Source organism: Chryseobacterium sp. MYb7 (assembly GCF_002979455.1).
Classification (GTDB): Bacteria; Bacteroidota; Bacteroidia; order Flavobacteriales; family Weeksellaceae; genus Chryseobacterium.
This window is the reverse complement of record NZ_PCOU01000001.1, coordinates 336,935-354,980: the sequence shown is the minus strand read 5'-3', so window position 1 is coordinate 354,980 and position 18,046 is coordinate 336,935. Positions and strand designations below refer to the sequence as shown.

Here is an 18,046-nt window from a genome sequence, read left to right as displayed (position 1 = left end):
AACAATCACAAAAAAAGCGCATAAAAATTAAGATTTCTATGCGCTTTTTATATTTATCATGATTTTATTTACAATAAATAAAATTTATAATTTAATTATGTTCAATAATAGCCTTCAGAAGCATATTCACCTCATCCACATTTTTCACCCTTTCTTTTCTCATCATCAGTTGATTACCTTCTTTCCCGGACTTCTCTTTCAGCTGGGCTTCGGCAGGATTTCGGGTTAAATAATTAATGATATGCCTGAATCTATCCGTCTGATAAAACTTATCCTGAGGGTTTCCAGGGAAGTATCCAAGGAACACCCCATTTTTCATAACAATTTTTTCAAAACCAATATCTGCAGCCAGCCATTTCAGTGAAACACTCTTCAAAAGGTTTACCGCTTCTTTTGGCAATGCACCAAAACGGTCAATCAATTCAAGTTCAAACTGATGAAGATCTGCCTCATTCGTAATTTCTGCAATTTTCTGATACAACAATAATCTTTCTTCCGTATTAGAGATGTAGAAATCCGGTAACATCAATTCTAAATCTGTATCAATATTAACATCTTTCACAGATTTAAACAGCTTCTGTCTGTCTTCTTCATTATCAAACAGACTTTCAAAATCAGCATCATCTTTAAGCTCTTCTAAAGCTTCCTGCATCAGTTTCTGATAAGTTTCAAACCCCATCTCATTGATAAATCCGCTCTGTTCAGCACCCAAAAGGTCTCCCGCACCTCGAATTTCAAGGTCTTTCATTGCAATCTGGAAACCGCTTCCCAAATCAGAAAACTGTTCAATAGCTTCCAAACGCTTTCTTGCATCAGAAGTCATCATATCATAAGGAGGAGTGATCAGGTAGCAGAATGCCTTTCTGTTACTACGCCCCACCCTTCCTCTCATCTGGTGAAGATCTGCCATACCAAATCTCTGTGCATCATTGATGAAAATAGTATTGGCATTCGGAACATCTACTCCACTTTCTACAATAGTCGTGGAAACAAGAACATCATATTTTCCTTCCATAAAATCTAGAACATTCTTTTCCAGCTGCTTTCCTTCCATCTGCCCATGCCCTGTAATCACTCTTGCATCCGGAACCAGCCTCTGAATAAGTCCGGCAATATCTTTCAGGTTTTCAATTCTGTTATTGATAAAATAAACCTGACCATCTCGCTGAAGCTCGTAAGAAACGGCATCACGAAGTATTTCCTCACTGAATCCAATCAACTGCGTATCTACAGGCTGTCTGTTTGGTGGTGGAGTTTTGATAACAGACAAATCCCTTGCCGCCATTAAAGAAAACTGCAATGTTCTAGGAATAGGTGTTGCTGTCAGGGTAAGCGTATCTACATTATTTTTAAGTGTTTTCAGCTTATCCTTTACTGAAACGCCAAACTTATGTTCTTCATCAATAATCAGCAAGCCAAGATCTTTAAATTTTACCGAACTGCTTGCCAACTGATGTGTACCAATGATAATATCTACTTTCCCATTCTTTAAAGCATCTAGTGTTTCTGATTTTTGCTTAGCTGTCCTGAATCTGTTGACATAAGCAACATTGACCGGAAAATCTTTCAATCTTTCTTTAAAACTTCTGTAATGCTGAAAAGCAAGAATAGTGGTAGGAACCAATACAGCAACCTGCTTACCATCTGTTGCCGCTTTAAATGCCGCACGAATCGCAACTTCCGTTTTACCGAAACCTACATCACCGCAAACAAGCCTGTCCATAACGGTATCAGCTTCCATATCTTTTTTTACATCTATGGTAGCTTTTTCCTGATCCGGAGTATCTTCATAGATAAAGCTTGCCTCCAGTTCATTCTGCAGATAAGAATCCGGTGTATAAGCAAAACCTTTTGCCGTTTTTCTCTGCGCATATAATTGAATAAGGTCAAAAGCAATCTGTTTTACTTTAGCTTTGGTTTTCTGTTTTAATGATTTCCAGGTCGGAGAACCGAGCTTACTCAACACAATCTCCCTTCCATCCGGTCCGTTATATTTCGAGATCTTATGCAAAGAGTGAATACTTACATATAATAAGTCTCCATTTTTATAAGTCAGTTTAAAACATTCCTGAATCTTACCATCATTATTTACTTTTACAAGCCCCATAAACTTCCCGATTCCATGATCAATATGGGCAATATAATCCCCTATTTTCAATGACATCAAATCCTTCAGAGTAAGCTGCTCAGATTTTGCAAAAGTATTTTTCGCTTTGTATCTCTGATAACGGTCAAAAATCTGATGATCCGTGTAAACCAGCAATTTGTGCCCGTTGTCTACAAATCCTTCATGAAGTTCAGATTTAAAACTTTTAAAAGGAAGTTCATGTTCCAGTTCCTCAAAAATAGATTCCAGTCTTTCCTTCTGTTTTTCTGTTGAAAAGGAAATCCAGGTATCAAATCCATTATTTTGTTTTTCTTCAATATCTTCAATAAGCAGCTCAAAGTTTTTATGGAAAGAAGGTTGTGGAACCTGCTCCATTTTGACTTCTGTGACTTCTTTTAATCCTTCAATAACCGCTCCACCAAAATCAATCGTCTTAAATTTTTTATAATCAAATAAAAACTCCTGATCTGAAATAAAAAGCTCCTGTGGCGTTCTGTGGGCGATATCTTTATTTAAAGTGTCATATTTTTCCAGAGACTTTTCATAGAATGTCCTGATTTTCTGCATACCAATCATTCCGTTTTTAGAAACCACAAAGCTTTCATTAGGCAATAGCTGCAATAGAGACACTCTGCTTCCTGTTACAGAGAAGTTCATATTGGAAACCAGTTGAAAATCTTTTACTTTACCTACCGAAAGCTGAGTTTCTATATCAAAGGTTTTAATGCTTTCCACCTCATTACCGAAGAAAGTAATCCTGTAAGGTTTTTCGTTTGAAAAAGAAAATACATCCACAATACCTCCTCTTACTGAAAACTCTCCCGGTTCTGAAACAAAATCAGCCTGCTGGAAATGATAGTGATTGAGCAATTCGTCTACAAAATCAAAGTCCAGCTGATCTCCTACTTTTATATGATGAGAAATCGCTTTAAAGTCTTCTTTTTTCAAAACCTTTTCAGACAAAGCTCCGGCATAAGCCACAATGACTTTCGGAGATCTTCCGGAATTGATTTTATTGAGAACTTCAGTTCTTAAAACCAGGTTGGCATTTTGTGTTTTTTCTACCTGATAAGGTTCAACATGAGTCGCAGGAAAATACAGTACCTTATCCTTACCTAGAAGGTCTTCCATTTCCGTATTGGCATACAATGCATCCTCTTTATCATCTACCAGGTAAAGAATATTTTTCTTTTGAACCAAAAAAAGCTCAGCCACAAAAATAGAAACTGAAGATCCGGCACTTCCTTTTACGGCAATATGCTGACTGTTTTCTAACTGCGTGAAAATTTCTTTTCCGAACTCTTTCTGCATCAGATCTGGAAGAAACTTTTCGTTGATGGATTTTAATTGCATAAATAGTATTGGTATAAACGACAAAAGCGATTTCGGGAGTTTTCCGAAACCGTTTACTGATATACAAAGGTACGTATATTTTTTTTCTTTCTTTAAAAACCGATTGACATTTCGATTCAAAATGAAGCATTTAGCTTGAAAATCTTAAATTTTTACAATTTCTTCTAACAATTCGTTAAAAAAATTCATTTATTTTCACATGGCATAGTGTTTGGGACTTCCAGCCTAACCAAACATTAAGAATAGTATTATGAAAAAAGCAATTAAAATCTTAGGAGTGATGATGCTGTTGGTATTTACAGCAGTATCTTTTTCGTCGTGCAGCAAGGATGACGACCCTGTAAACAACGAATTTTTTGCAGGAACTTATAAAGGAAGTGTTTCTTATAAAGACGGAGGTTCTACCAATATCAGCACAGATAATGGAAGTGTATTTGTAACGAAGATCGCCAGCGGAACCAAATATAATTTCGCTTTCTCGAACAGTATTCCGGATCTTAACGGAATAGAGTTTAATCAGGAAGGAGATCATACTCTTGTTATGATAGGTTCTACAGCAACTTCCTATATCAGGATTGACAACAATGTTCTAAAAATCCTGTACATGAAAGATGGCAAAACGTGGACAGCCAATTGTACGCGCTAGCCATGTCTATTTATATATTATGCAAGCCTGTCTCCAGAAATGAAGACAGGCTTTTTCATTGTAAATGAGGTGTTTTAATTTTTTTTTAAGCTGTAATAAACTTTAGTTAAGGTTGAAAATCTGAATTTTCTAGCCTGCTTTTTGTATATCTTTATTCAGCTAAAAAAAAACAAACAATAATTCTTATGAAAAAATTCTTATCAGCAATGTCATTGATCCTGGGATTAGGACTTGCAACTGCTCAGCAAACTGCTCCAGCTACCAGCGCTCAGCCTCATCAACCTGTAAAAACTACAGTAAAAGCTGCTAAGCCTGCAGAAGTAAAAGCGGCAAAACCGGCAATGGATGCTAAAGCTGCAAAACCTACACAGCCGGCTGCAAAAATGAAAAAAGATGGTACTCCAGATAAGAGATACAAAGAAAATAAACATCTTAAAAAAGACGGTACTCCGGATAAAAGATACAAAGCAAACAAATAAGTACAACATTAACATATAGTTGTTATTTTCATAATCAAATTTCGAAAAAGCCGATGGAACTTGTTCTATCGGTTTTTTATGTGAAGCTTCGTAAAAAATGATTCCAGATTCTTTACTTATTTATAAATTTGACCCATGTTAAACTTCTTCAAGAAAAATGCGGCGCTTATCTGGGCAAAGAAACATGTTCAAAAGGCAGAGGATTTCAAAAAAAATGCAGAGAAAAATCAGGAGGATTTATTACTTTCTCTAGTGAACACGGCTCAAAAGACACTTTTTGGGCGCGAACATGATTTTGAAAACATCCATTCTGTAAAAGAATTTCAGGATCGAGTTCCTGTAGCCGATTATGAAGATCTGAAGCCTTATATTGAAAGGGTAAAAAAAGGTCAAGCCAATATTTTATGGACAGACACTCCGGAATATTTCGCCAAAACTTCAGGAACAACTTCCGGATCTAAATATATTCCTATTTCTAAAGAAGGAATGCCTTTTCAGATTGCAGGAGCCCAAAGTGCCTTATTTCATTATATCAGCAAAAAGAATAATGCAGACTTTGTGAATGGAAAAATGATTTTTCTACAGGGAAGCCCGGAACTGGAAGAAGTTTTTGGAATAAAAACCGGAAGATTATCCGGCATTGTAGCCCATCACATTCCTAATTATCTTCAGAAAAACCGATTACCAAGCTGGGAAACCAATATTATGGAAGACTGGGAAGCGAAAGTAGACCAAATTATTGAGGAAACAGAACGCGAAGATATGACGCTGATTTCAGGAATTCCACCATGGTTAATCATGTATTTTGAGAAGCTGACCGAAAGACATGGTAAAAAAATCAAACAGCTTTTCCCAAATCTACAGCTTATCGTTACCGGAGGGGTTAATTACGAACCTTATCGTGATAAAATGGAAGATTTACTGGGTGGAAAAGTAGATATTATTCAGACATTTCCAGCTTCTGAAGGCTTTTTCGCTTTTCAGGATGATTACACAAAGGAAGGATTACTGCTTTTAACCAATCATGGGATTTTCTATGAATTTATTCCCTTAGAAGAATATGGTAAACCTAACGCAAGAAGATTAACATTAAAAGAAATTGAGCTTAATAAAGACTATGCTCTGATCCTGACCACCAATTCCGGATTATGGGCATATTCCATCGGGGATGTCGTGAGATTCATCAGCAAAGCTCCGTACAGAGTATTGGTGAGTGGCAGAACGAAGCATTTTACTTCCGCTTTCGGAGAACACGTGATTGCTTTTGAAGTGGAAGAAGCCATGAAAGCTACTCTTGAAAAATATCCTGCCCAGATCACGGAGTTTCATCTTGCACCTGAGGTAAATCCACAGGAAGGACTTCCCTATCACGAATGGCTGATCGAATTTGAAAAAGAACCTGAGAACCTGGAATTATTTAGAAATGAGCTGGACCAGCAGCTTAGAGCAAGAAATACCTATTATGATGATTTGATTGCGGGAAATATTTTACAGAAACTTCAGCTTACCAGACTTAAAAAGAACGCGTTTCATGAATATGCAAAATCTCAAGGGAAACTGGGAGGTCAAAATAAAACACCGAGATTGGCCAATGACAGAAACATTGCAGATCTCTTGGAAATTTACAAAAAATAATCACATTTTTTCAATTCCGAAAACGTATATTCGAAAAAAATTATAAATTTGAAAAACTAAAAGAAAATAATGAAAGCATCTGTACTGTTGAAATCGTCTTTACTAACATCTTTATTTGTTATTACATCTTGTGCTACTACAAAATACAGCGAAGATATTTCAAAAAACAATTACTCTAATCTTGAAGCCGGAAAGGTATACAAAGTAACCATGAGAGATGGTTCTCCAAAACAGACCATCCTGTTCAGAAACGTCGTTGGTGATAATCTTGTAGGTACAGCGGGTAAGAAAGACAGTACAGAAGTAGTGATTCCTAAAGCTAATGTAGCTGCTGTAAAAGACAGAAGAAAAGCAAGAATTGCTGCAGGCGCTACTATTATTGGTGCTGCAGGTGTTGCTGCCATCGTAATCAGTTCTTCAAGAGCTGACTAAAATAGATTTTATCTTTTGAGATATATTTAATATATCTTTCAAAAATTGTCATATGAATAGTCCTAAATAAATTTTTAGGGCTATTTTTGTTCATGATTTCCTTTACCCCGTTACAGACATTACAAAATGTCGAGTTCAGAAATCTTCTCACCGGGAGATTTTTTATTGTTTTAGCTTTCAGAATGCTTGCCACGTTATTAGGATGGTGGGTGTATCAATTAACAAAAGATCCTTTTTCAATAGGTCTTATTGGACTTTCTGAAGTAATTCCCGCTGTAAGCTGTGCGCTGTATGCCGGGCATGTTATTGATATGAATGAAAAAAAGAGACTGCTTCTCATCTGTAATTACGCTTATATTTTCCTGATTGGGCTTCTGCTGATTCCGGCATTTCTGGATGTAGAAATGCATTTCACAGGCCATCAGATTACCTATTATATTTATGGAGTTATCTTTTTCACCGGAATAGCAAGAGCGTTTATCGGACCAATTGTTCCTTCCATGATTCCTAAAATTGTAAAGAAAGAAAACCTGCCCAACGCTGTCACATTGAATCAGGCAACGTTCCTGATATCTTCTGTATGCGGACATGCGGTAGGAGGTATACTTATTGGATTTATCGGTGTAAAATGGACATTGGTTGCTATTTTAGCATTAATTTTTGTTGCTTCATTATTTTTCTGGCAGCTTAAAAAGCAACATTCAGAATATAAAAAGGAAACGGTAAATGTGGTAGAAAGTATGCGTGAAGGAATCTCTTATATTTTTAAAACCAAAGAAATTCTGGGAGCTTTATGCCTTGATATGTTTGCGGTACTTTTTGGTGGCGCAGTGGCTATGATCCCCGTATTTGCTACGGACATTTTAAATTCCGGGGCTGAAGGTTTTGGCTTACTGAATGCTGCTTCTGACATTGGTTCCATGTGTATCATTACGATTCTATCTATAGTTCCGCTTCGAAAAAATCAGGGAAAAATACTTCTTGCCGTTGTTACCGGATTTGGGCTTTGTATAATTGGATTTGGTTTATCGAAATTGTACTGGCTGTCTTTCATGTTCCTTGTGATGAGTGGAATGCTTGATGGAATTTCAGTGGTCATAAGGGGGACAATTGTACAGTTAAAAACCCCTGATCATATAAGAGGGCGTGTTCTGAGTGTGAATTCAATTTTCATCATGTCCAGCAATGAAATGGGGCAGTTCGAGAGTGGTGTTATGGCCAAATTATTAGGGGTTGTACGCTCTGTTGTATTTGGAGGCTGCATGACAGTTTTGGTGGCTTTAATCGTAGGAAGCACGAATCCTAAACTGAGAAAAATGCAATATTAACTTATTATTTCTCAACCCTTTTCAGATTTTAAACGGAACAAACCGTAATTCGAAATACTTAAAAACAGAATAGAACGTTTTCTATTCTGTTTTTTGTTTTATAGCTATTTTTTCTAAGGCCAATATGATATTTACACCACAAATATTTATCGAAACAACCTATATCTTTACGATCTCCACATAATTGCACCGGAAAAATAAAATACAACATTATAAACCAATATATTAGTTTCATTAAATATATCTCAAAATCTTTAATTTAACGTTAATAATTTTTTATATTTGCTTGATAAAATATCCCCCTATGACTAAACTTTTACTAACTTTAAGCTTTTTCATTGCAAGCTGTTGGGTTAAAGCCCAGACTTTCACCGACAAAGCACTAGCACAGAGCGTCTTGCAGCTTAATAGCTCCAAGACAACCAATGACTACGACAATCTTTTCAATAAATTTTCAACAGCAAAAACTACTGAAACATGGCAGGCCAAATACTATGCTGTTGTTTCTTTATACCTTAAAAATGAAACCCTGCTAAACAAAGCTCCGGGAGCCAGTCTCATGGACGACAATGCTTTAGCCAGAAAAATAGCTACAGGAATATGGACTATCCAAAGAGACAATGCGGAGGTGAACATATTATTAGGTTTACTGTATTTTCAGAAAATACAGATTGATGGTTCACAAAACAATCAGTTGGATCTGAATGCGATCTCTCAAAGCATAGCAAAAGCTGAAACAAGCTCCAGCAATAATCCTAGACTGGCTGTTCTTCAAGCAAAAATCAAAGAAAAATCAGGAGATAAATCCAATGCAGACATTTTATACCGTAAGGCTTTAGGCGAATTTTCTAACCAAAATTCTTCAGACAGCAAATCTCCTTCATGGGGAAAACAATTGGTACCCACTGTCCAATAATCTGGAAATAAAAAAATTAAAATGATCAACATGAAAAAATATCTACTCGTTTTTCTACTTTTCTTAGCTCAAGTGGCGTTTGGACAGCAAGACTGTATTTCCGCCATCCCAATATGCAGTGACGCCGCTATTTCTCTTACACCTAATGGCTGGGGAAGCGTGAAAGAAGGCCAGGTAGGCTGTCTGGGTCCTAACGGAGAAAGTAACTCTATATGGCTTACTTTCAGTATAGAGACTGCAGGAACATTGACTTTTGTAGTAACTCCTACGGGTCCTACTGCAGTAGGGATTGACTATGATTTTGCCCTATACGGCCCTAACTTTAACTGCGCCAATACAACAGCTACTCCATTGAGATGTTCTTATGCCGGCGTGAATTCTACTATCATTAACCCTACCGGGCTTAATATGACTTCTACTGATACTACTGAAAACGGAGGAGGTGATGGCTATGTAAAATATATTGATGTGCTGCCTGGACAGGTATACCATCTTCTTTTAAATAACTATTCTATAGACATTGCGCCATTTACCTTAACTTTTGGAGGAACAGCTAAACTTCTTACTCCTTTTGATAATAACTCTGCGCAGGTTTATCAGCCACATCCGTTTTTAGAGCCTGGCCCTACCCAAAATGGAGAAATACCTGTATGTGGTAAAATTGTAAACTATGATTTTTCTACATTTTCTGCACAGATCATAAATGGTAACTCCAATTTTATTGTAAAATACTATGCTTCACCAACAGACGCATTAGATGATAACAATCCTATTACTGCACCTACGAATATTAATGTGGCTAACAATTATACATATGCCATCAGTTATGTTGATCCGAACAGCCCAACCAGCTTTTTAAATCAGTGTAGAGAATTTGGACAGATTAAATTCATTGATAAATCTTTTACATTAAACCCTGCTACCCTTACTTCTTGTAGTAATAACGGTTCTGGAACGGCAACGTATGATCTGTCTACAGCAACTGTGGGAGCTGCTCCTAATCATATATTAAAGTATTATCCTTCTATGTATGATCTTACGAACGGCACTAATGAGATTACCAACCCTTATGTATTTGTTTCTGCAGAAGGTTCAGTTTTTGTAAAAGCAATCAACGAATTTGGATGTACAGCTTCCGCTGAAATTACTCTGAAATTCTATCCTTTGGTTACAGCAACAGATGCGTCAATAAGATCTTGTTTCATAGAATCAAACCCATCTACAGCGTTATTCAATCTTGCCAATGCTCCGGTTACAAGTCCTACAGGAACTGCAACCAAAAGATATTTCCCATCATTGACAGACGCCATAGATGCAACAAACGAAATATTAACAGTTAATAATTATATTGCTCCAAATGGATTTGTATACGTTAGAGTATCAGACACCCGCGGATGTTATACTGTTGCAAAAATTACCTTAACGGTAATTGCCCCTGTAACATCAAGTGTTCTGAAAGACAAAATCATCTGTATGGAAGATACTACAACTCTTGATGCAGGTCCTGGATTCAGCAGCTATGAGTGGAGCACAGGAGCAACTACGCAGTCTATCAAAAATGTTGGAGTAGGAAATTACTGGGTAAAATTAAAAACAGGAGAATGTATCGCTACTCAAAAAGTAACTGTTTATCCTTCTGAACAGCCCGTGGTAACAGGTGTTGATATATCCAACACTACACTAACAATCAATGTAATAGGAGGAACACCGGATTACCAGTATTCAATGGATAAAATTGTGTGGCAGACCTCTAACATTTTCTCTAATATCGCAAGAGGAACTTACAAAGTATATGTAAAAGATGCTTACGATTGTGACCCTATTGAAGTGACAATAGTGGTTCCTAACCTTATCAATATGATTACTCCAAACGGGGATGGTGTGAATGATGTTGTAGATTATTCTGCAATAGCAGATAAACAGAACCTTGTTTTAAGTATCTTTGACAGATACGGAACAAAAATCCACCAGGGAGATAAATCTAACGGATACAAATGGGACGGAACTATTGCCGGGAAGAAAATCCCGACAGGTACCTATTGGTATTCTGTAACATGGAATGAGAATGACAAAAAGAATACTCCTTTCAAGTTTTCAGGATGGATTGTTGTAAAAAACAGAGAATAATCATCATATAATAAGAAAAAGCCGCTTTGGCGGCTTTTTCTTTTACAAATCATAGAAAAAAAATTATTGATTTCAGTTTGGTTTAACAAAAACTTTTAACAATGAAAAAAATACTACTCCTTTTTATTTTATTGATAACACAATTGGCTTATTCACAGTCAGACTGTGTCACGGCCATCCCCATCTGTGGTAACTCTGACATTTCGTACACTCCTTCAGGCCCAGGGAATATTATAGAAATCCTTAACCAAAACGGAGGATGTCTTAGTACGAATGAGAGATATACCGTTTGGTATACCTTTACTGTATCCACACCAGGAACACTGGCATTTAAAATAAAACCTAACGATCAGGGTGATGATTATGATTTCGCAGTCTATGGACCTACAGCAAACGGATGTGCTTCTTTACAGAATGCGGATCACGTATTCATACAGCCAATAAGATGTAACTATAGCGGTACTCCGGGAGACACAGGTCTGGACCTTGCTCTTGCTCCACCGGCTGTATTTCCTACCAACCCTCCTGGTACTACAGCAAGTATGAACAACGGTAAATGGAGCCCTTATTTGAATGTATTAGTAGGTCAAACATATTATTTGGTGATTGACAACTTCAGTAGATCCACCAATGGATTTTCTTTAGAATGGTCTGGTACTGCGAGCTTAAGCTCTGCATTTAACGATCCTGTGCTTTCGCCTTACCCATTTATCGCTCCGGGAATACCGGGAGCTACTCCTAATGATCCTAACCAGGTGATGGTTTGTGCACTACCTACACAGTTTGATTTTACAACACTTACCGCTGCTATTATTAATGGTAACAGCTCTAATTTCAAGGTTACTTATCATAAAACAACCAATGACGCTCTTACAGGACAAAACCCTCTTACGGTAACAACTGTAGACGGAACAACAACATATTATTACAGAATTGTATACCAAGACCCAACTAACCCTACCAATCCTATCAACGGATGTTTCATAACAGGGAAGTTTAAGTTTGTAAATGTAGGCATCTCAGCAAACACCGCTACTCTATATTCTTGTAATAATAATGGAGCAGGTACCGCAAAATATAATTTAACAACAGCCAATGTATTTGGCGGCCCTGGAGCAACCATTAAGTACTATGCTACTGTTGCTGACATGAATGCAGGGATCAACGAAATCACTGATCCTGCTAACTATGTTTCTCCGGAAACAACGATATACGTGAAAGTAGTTTCTACTTTCGGATGTATAGCAACTACTACGATAAGACTATTGTTCTACCCAACGGTTGTATTAAAAGATGCTGTAATCCAAAACTGTTATATTGATAACGATGTTACCCGTTCAACATTCGATCTTTCTAAAGCAGATATTGGTGTAGCAGTTCCAACTCCTACAGGAACGATTATTAAATATTACACATCAGTAGCTGATGCTAAAGCACAGACTAACCCGATTGCAACCCCATTCAACTATCTTTCAGAAAGTAAAACGGTATATGCAAGAGTAGATAATGACAAGCAGTGTTATTCAATTGCCAAAATAGAATTGAAAGTACTTCCGCCTGTAAAATCAGCAGTATTAAAAGACAAAACAATTTGTGCTGAAAGCAAAACGACATTGGATGCTGGTCCTGGATTTGTCAGCTACGAATGGAGTACCGGAGAAACAACACAATCTATTAACAATGTACCAGTAGGTGTATATTGGGTGAAACTTCAGACCGGAAAATGTTTCACTCTTCAGGAAGTACGTATACATGCAAGTCTTCAGCCTGTAATTTCAGGAATAGAAATATCAAATAACAACATTACAGTTACTGCTACAGGCGGAGTTCCTCCTTACAAATATTCTGTAGACGGTATCAAATGGCAGGATTCTAATACATTCAGTGGACTTCCAAGAGGAGAGAATACCATCTATGTAAAAGATACTTACAACTGTACTCCTATTCAGGTGACTGTTACGGTTCCTAATCTTATTAACGCAATCACTCCTAATGGAGACAACATCAATGATGTTATTGACTATTCTGCACTTGCATACAAGAAAAACCTTGTCTTCATTGTGTATGACAGATACGGAAACAAACTTCATGAAGCTGACAAAATGAGAAATTTCACATGGGACGGAACTGCCTTCGGTAAGAAAATTCCTACAGGAACTTACTGGTATACGATCTCATGGAACGAAAACAACAAAAACAGTACAGAAACTAAATACTCCGGATGGGTATTGGTAAAAAATAAAGAATAAGTTTTACTGAATCTTTTTAAAAAATCACCTCAGAACGGGGTGATTTTTTTTATCAACACAACCAACCTCCTGTCTACAGTATTTTCCGAAAGACTGCTAATAATTTGTTGAATACTATTTTTTTATTATTTTTTAAATAAACTATCTTTGCAACATGGCGCAGAAAGAAACATTATCATCCCTGACACACGGAAACTTTGCAAAAGAATTGTCTATTGCGGATGGAAAAATGCCTCCCAATGCAGTGGATTTTGAAAGACTTGTTATCGGAACTTTTTTGATTGACAAAAAAGGTCTTGACCATTCCATTGACCTTCTTACCCCGGAAGTATTCTATGACCCGAGACATCAGGTCATCTTTTCTACCATCCTGAAGCTTTATGAGGGAAACCAACCGGTAGACTTAATGACCATCATTCAGAATTTAAAAAAAGAAGATAAACTAAGCCAGGCAGGAGGTGATCACTATATCATTGACCTGACGATGGGGGTAAGTTCATCTGCCCATATTGAATATCACGTACGTGTTATTCTTGAAAAATATATTTTAAGAAGCCTTATCAATGTTTCTGCCAACGTTATTGATTCTTCCTACAAAGAATCAACTGATGTTTTTGAACTTTTAGACAAAGCAGAACAATCCTTCTTTGAAATCACCAACGGAACGATTAAGAAGGGATTTGATACTGCCAACTCATTGGTAAAACAGGCTATTGATACTATTAAATCTTTAAAAGATAAAGAGGGACTTTCAGGGGTTCCTTCAGGATTCCGAGATGTAGATAAGGAAACCGGTGGATGGCAGAATTCTGACCTTATTATTATTGCAGCCCGTCCCGCGATGGGTAAGACAGCATTCCTTCTTTCCATGGCAAGAAATATTGCAGTAGGACACAAAGTACCTATGGCTCTTTTCTCTCTCGAGATGGCATCTGTGCAGCTGATCACCAGAATGATCGCTTCCGAAACAAGGATTTCTTCTGAGAAATTAAGAAAAGGAACTTTGGATGATGAAGAATGGCAGAGATTATTCTCCAATGTATCTGAATTGGAAAATGCCCCTTTATATATTGACGAAACTCCTTCCCTTTCGATATTTGACTTCCGTGCAAAATGCCGAAGATTGGTAATGCAGCATGGAGTAAGAATCATCATGGTCGACTACCTTCAGCTGATGACAGCAGGAAGCAGTGGCGGAAAAGGAGTCGGAAACCGTGAACAGGAGATCTCCATGATTTCACGTTCATTAAAAGCTATCGCAAAAGAACTTAACGTTCCGGTAATTGCTCTTTCCCAGCTTTCAAGAAGTGTGGAAGCACGTCCCGGAAAAAGACCTCAGCTTTCTGACCTGAGGGAATCCGGAGCAATTGAGCAGGATGCGGATATCGTATCTTTCATCTTCAGACCGGAATATTATAAAATTACTGTTTGGGATAATGATGAAGAAGGACAGGAAACTTCTACAGAAAACCAGGCTGAACTGATTATTGCAAAACACAGAAATGGTGCTACAGCGGATGTCAGATTATCTTTCTTAAAGCATTTTGCAAAATTCGGGGATATTGAAGCAGCAATGGACGGTGCCGGAGGTGGATACCCTTCCAACTTTGGAGAACCGAGCGGCTTCGACAAAATCAAAACAACGATTCAGCCAGGGGCAGCATTTGACCTTCCGGACAGTTCAAAACTTTCAGGCTCATCAATGAATGACTTTGATGACGATGATGATTTTCCGTTTTAAAATAACGAGATCTAAACCCAATTCAGTTTAATTTTACATAACTCAACTTTTAAAAAGCAAATTTGAGAATCGAAATTTATACCGACGGAGCATGCAGCGGAAATCCTGGAAAAGGCGGATATGGAATTCTCATGCGCGTTCCTGAGAAAAATTACCAGAAAACATTTTCCAAAGGTTTTCGAAAAACAACCAACAACAGAATGGAACTTCTGGCCGTCATCACTGCACTGGAAAAATTGAAATCAACAGAAAACGAAATCCATGTGTATACGGACAGCAAGTACGTATCTGATGCAATCAATCAAAACTGGATTGCAGGATGGATCAAAAGAGGCTGGAAAAACGTAAAAAATCCGGATCTCTGGAAAAAATTCGTTGAGCTGTATAATAAACATACCCCTAAAATGCATTGGGTAAAAGGACATGCAGGTCACTTTGAAAACGAGCTCTGCGACAAGCTGGCCGTTGCAGCAGCCAATTCCAGCGATCTTGAAATTGACACCTATTTTGAAGGACTTGACTCCAATTCTCTCTTTTAGTCTTATTTAAAACAAATCCAAAGCCCCTGCTCAATATTTACCATTTCAACAGAAGAAACAAGTTTTATTAAAAAATAATTAAAATTTTTAACAGATTTAACATTAAATACATATTATTTAATTGGGATTTAATATCTTTACACATTAATCTAAGTCCCATTTATATGAATAAAAATCTATTATTGTATTTATCTGTTTTTTTACTCTGTATAGCCGGGAAGTCCTTTGCTCAGACTTATCAGCTTATCGGAAACCCAGTGACGACTACTGGATGGACGATGGTTTCCCCTACTCAGGTAAACACAGATTTTATTCAGCTCACCCCAGATACCAACAACCAATCAGGCTCTATCAGACTGAATGACCCAATCAACTTAAAATACTGTGACAAATGGAGAGTGGAATTCGATTTCAAAATGGACTCCAATCAGACTTTTAACGGAGATGGAATTGCCTTCTGGTATCTAGCCAACCCACCTGTTTCAAGTGTATTAGGATCCGGTCTTGGTGTATCTCAAAACGCAGTAGGACTTGTCGTAGGACTTGATACTTACAACAATACCACCGCCGCAACAATGAGTAAAGTACATGTTGCTTACGGACAGGTTCAAAATACTACAGACACCAATAACGTTGAGTTTTTCAATGTTCCGGGAAGCTCTTTCCACTCACCAGATCTGAATACAACCCAACCTTTTCAGGGAACTGCTTTCAAGCACGTAGAAGTTACTGCTCAGGTAGATCCTGCCGCTCCTACCAGCTGGATTATCAAAATAACTATAGATGGCAATGTAATTTGTAACCAGTCTTTCGCTCCTTCTGGTACAGCCGCAGCAATGACTGTAGGATATTTTGGATTTTCAGCATCTACAGGAGCTGCAAGATCAAGACATTCTATTAAAAATGTAAAAATTTATACTGATAAAGTTCCTATTTTACAGAATTCAGCAACACAGTCTTTCTGCCCCAATCCTACTACAGGATATGGATCTGTAAACCTGACTACTTTCAATTCGCAATTTGTAAGCAACCCTTCGAATTATACATTTACCTACTATCCATTGGGAAGTTCAACACCTATTTCCAATCCAACCAATTATCAGTTCAATGCTAACGCAACCGTTACCGTTGTTATTAAAGATAATGCAGGACTCCTTTGTGATAATCCTGATGCTAAAATCTTATTGGTTCTGGCTCCTTTCAAAGCTGAGGACAAAACCATTACGGTATGCAATAACAACAAAGCAGGAACTGCCGCTTTCAATTTGAACACCGCCCCTGTCACCACCGTTTTGGGGGTGACTAAGAAATATTACAAAACGCTGGCAGACCTCAATGCAGATACGAATGAGATTCAAAACCCCGACAATTACATATCTGCTCCCGGAGTGGTTTATGTAAAAGTAACAACCCCTCAGGGATGTACAGGCTCCGCGAAAATTACATTGGCATTCTATGCAGATACCCCTGTAAAAGAAGCTACTCTAAGGTCATGTTTTATTGAAAATAATATCACCAGTGCTATCTTTAATTTAACTACAGCAGACGTTACGACTTTAGCAGCTGGTGCCGCAAAAAAATATTACACTTCCACAGCAAATGCTTTAGACGGAGTGAATGAAATCATGAATCCTCTTCAGTATCTATCTACAAGCACTGCTGTGTATGCAAAAGTTACTGATGCCAACGGATGCTTTAATATTGCCAAAATCAATCTTATTGTATTGCCGCCTGTGACATCTTCCGTTCTGAAAGATAAAACTATTTGTATTGGGGGAAAAACAGATCTGGATGCAGGTCCTGGATTTAATGGCTACGAATGGAGCACCGGGGCAACTACCTCATCTATTAAAGATGTAGGAGTAGGCACTTACTGGGTAAAGCTTAAAACCGGAAATTGTATCACTACGCAAATCGTCAATGTAAAAGCATCTGCAAATCCTGTGATCTCCAGCATTGATATTGACAACAACATAATAACAGTGAATGCAGCAGGAGGAACTCCTCCATACCAATTCTCTTTAGATGGTGTCAACTGGCAGACCAGCAATGTATTTACCGGCTTGGCAAGAGGAGAAGTAAGAGTTTATGTAAAAGATTTCTACAACTGTACTCCTGTTGAAGTTCAGATTACCGTACCAAATCTGATTAATGCCATTACACCAAACGGCGATAACGTAAACGATTTCATTGATTACTCAGCACTCGCGTACAAGAAAAATCTCATCTTCATTGTTTACGACAGATATGGTAATAAACTGTACGAAGCTGGCAAAATGAGAAACTTCACTTGGGACGGAACCGCTTCCGGTAAAAAAGTTCTTACAGGAACTTACTGGTACACCATCTCATGGAACGAAAACAATAAAGACAATACTGAAACTAAATACTCAGGCTGGGTATTGGTTAAAAACAGAGAATAAATTTTACTATCAGAAACTACCTCATTTGGGGGTAGTTTCGGTATTAAAAAAAGGATCTACCCAATCAGAGA

At 37.5% G+C, this 18,046-nt stretch carries 12 protein-coding genes; 11 read left to right on the top strand and 1 reads right to left on the bottom strand.

The window, feature by feature from the left end; all coding sequences use genetic code 11:
* Positions 1-91: 91 nt before the first annotated feature.
* The gene (gene mfd / locus CQ046_RS01600; protein ID WP_105700573.1) at positions 92-3,460 is read right to left on the bottom strand and encodes a transcription-repair coupling factor; all 3,369 of its coding nucleotides are present in this window, start codon (positions 3,458-3,460) and stop codon (positions 92-94) included.
* 250 nt (positions 3,461-3,710) lie between these two features.
* Between mfd and CQ046_RS01595 the strand changes: the two genes are divergently transcribed.
* The 11 genes from CQ046_RS01595 (at position 3,711) to CQ046_RS01545 (ending at position 17,975) form a co-directional block, all read left to right on the top strand.
* Positions 3,711-4,106 (top strand): hypothetical protein, encoded by a 396-nt coding sequence (locus CQ046_RS01595; RefSeq protein ID WP_105700572.1) that lies wholly within the window; start codon positions 3,711-3,713, stop codon positions 4,104-4,106.
* Positions 4,107-4,291: 185 nt separating this feature from the next.
* Positions 4,292-4,585, top strand: coding sequence for a hypothetical protein (locus tag CQ046_RS01590; protein ID WP_105700571.1), 294 nt, complete (start codon positions 4,292-4,294; stop codon positions 4,583-4,585).
* Positions 4,586-4,720: 135 nt separating this feature from the next.
* A complete protein-coding gene (locus CQ046_RS01585; protein ID WP_105700570.1) occupies positions 4,721-6,220 on the top strand; it encodes a GH3 auxin-responsive promoter family protein in 1,500 nt (499 codons plus the stop codon).
* A gap of 69 nt (positions 6,221-6,289) precedes the next feature.
* Complete coding sequence (locus CQ046_RS01580) at positions 6,290-6,652, top strand: hypothetical protein (protein ID WP_105700569.1); 363 nt, start codon at positions 6,290-6,292, stop codon at positions 6,650-6,652.
* 92 nt (positions 6,653-6,744) lie between these two features.
* Complete coding sequence (locus CQ046_RS01575; RefSeq protein ID WP_105700568.1) at positions 6,745-7,980, top strand: MFS transporter; 1,236 nt, start codon at positions 6,745-6,747, stop codon at positions 7,978-7,980.
* 304 nt (positions 7,981-8,284) lie between these two features.
* Positions 8,285-8,896, top strand: coding sequence for a hypothetical protein (locus tag CQ046_RS01570; protein ID WP_105700567.1), 612 nt, complete (start codon positions 8,285-8,287; stop codon positions 8,894-8,896).
* 30 nt (positions 8,897-8,926) lie between these two features.
* The gene (locus tag CQ046_RS01565; protein ID WP_228406836.1) at positions 8,927-11,023 is read left to right on the top strand and encodes a T9SS type B sorting domain-containing protein; all 2,097 of its coding nucleotides are present in this window, start codon (positions 8,927-8,929) and stop codon (positions 11,021-11,023) included.
* Positions 11,024-11,124: 101 nt separating this feature from the next.
* Complete coding sequence (locus CQ046_RS01560; protein WP_105700565.1) at positions 11,125-13,272, top strand: T9SS type B sorting domain-containing protein; 2,148 nt, start codon at positions 11,125-11,127, stop codon at positions 13,270-13,272.
* Between the two features lie 154 nt (positions 13,273-13,426).
* The gene (gene dnaB, locus CQ046_RS01555; RefSeq protein ID WP_047376434.1) at positions 13,427-15,013 is read left to right on the top strand and encodes a replicative DNA helicase; all 1,587 of its coding nucleotides are present in this window, start codon (positions 13,427-13,429) and stop codon (positions 15,011-15,013) included.
* A 62-nt stretch (positions 15,014-15,075) separates the two neighbouring features.
* Positions 15,076-15,552 (top strand): ribonuclease HI, encoded by a 477-nt coding sequence (rnhA, locus tag CQ046_RS01550; protein WP_047422277.1) that lies wholly within the window; start codon positions 15,076-15,078, stop codon positions 15,550-15,552.
* A 164-nt stretch (positions 15,553-15,716) separates the two neighbouring features.
* Positions 15,717-17,975, top strand: a complete 2,259-nt coding sequence (locus tag CQ046_RS01545; RefSeq protein WP_105700564.1) for a lectin-like domain-containing protein — start codon at positions 15,717-15,719, stop codon at positions 17,973-17,975.
* Positions 17,976-18,046: the final 71 nt, after the last annotated feature.

Excerpts from the sequence above, each read along its gene's own strand:
- CQ046_RS01580 (WP_105700569.1), top strand. The coding sequence starts at position 6,290 with ATGAAAGCATCTGTACTGTTGAAATCGTCTTTACTAACATCTTTATTT.
- CQ046_RS01545 (WP_105700564.1), top strand. The coding sequence starts at position 15,717 with ATGAATAAAAATCTATTATTGTATTTATCTGTTTTTTTACTCTGTATA.
- CQ046_RS01595 (WP_105700572.1), top strand. The coding sequence starts at position 3,711 with ATGAAAAAAGCAATTAAAATCTTAGGAGTGATGATGCTGTTGGTATTT.
- CQ046_RS01585 (WP_105700570.1), top strand. The coding sequence starts at position 4,721 with ATGTTAAACTTCTTCAAGAAAAATGCGGCGCTTATCTGGGCAAAGAAA.
- dnaB (WP_047376434.1), top strand. The coding sequence starts at position 13,427 with ATGGCGCAGAAAGAAACATTATCATCCCTGACACACGGAAACTTTGCA.
- CQ046_RS01575 (WP_105700568.1), top strand. The coding sequence starts at position 6,745 with ATGATTTCCTTTACCCCGTTACAGACATTACAAAATGTCGAGTTCAGA.
- mfd (WP_105700573.1), bottom strand. The coding sequence starts at position 3,460 with ATGCAATTAAAATCCATCAACGAAAAGTTTCTTCCAGATCTGATGCAG.
- CQ046_RS01570 (WP_105700567.1), top strand. The coding sequence starts at position 8,285 with ATGACTAAACTTTTACTAACTTTAAGCTTTTTCATTGCAAGCTGTTGG.
- CQ046_RS01560 (WP_105700565.1), top strand. The coding sequence starts at position 11,125 with ATGAAAAAAATACTACTCCTTTTTATTTTATTGATAACACAATTGGCT.
- CQ046_RS01590 (WP_105700571.1), top strand. The coding sequence starts at position 4,292 with ATGAAAAAATTCTTATCAGCAATGTCATTGATCCTGGGATTAGGACTT.
- CQ046_RS01565 (WP_228406836.1), top strand. The coding sequence starts at position 8,927 with ATGAAAAAATATCTACTCGTTTTTCTACTTTTCTTAGCTCAAGTGGCG.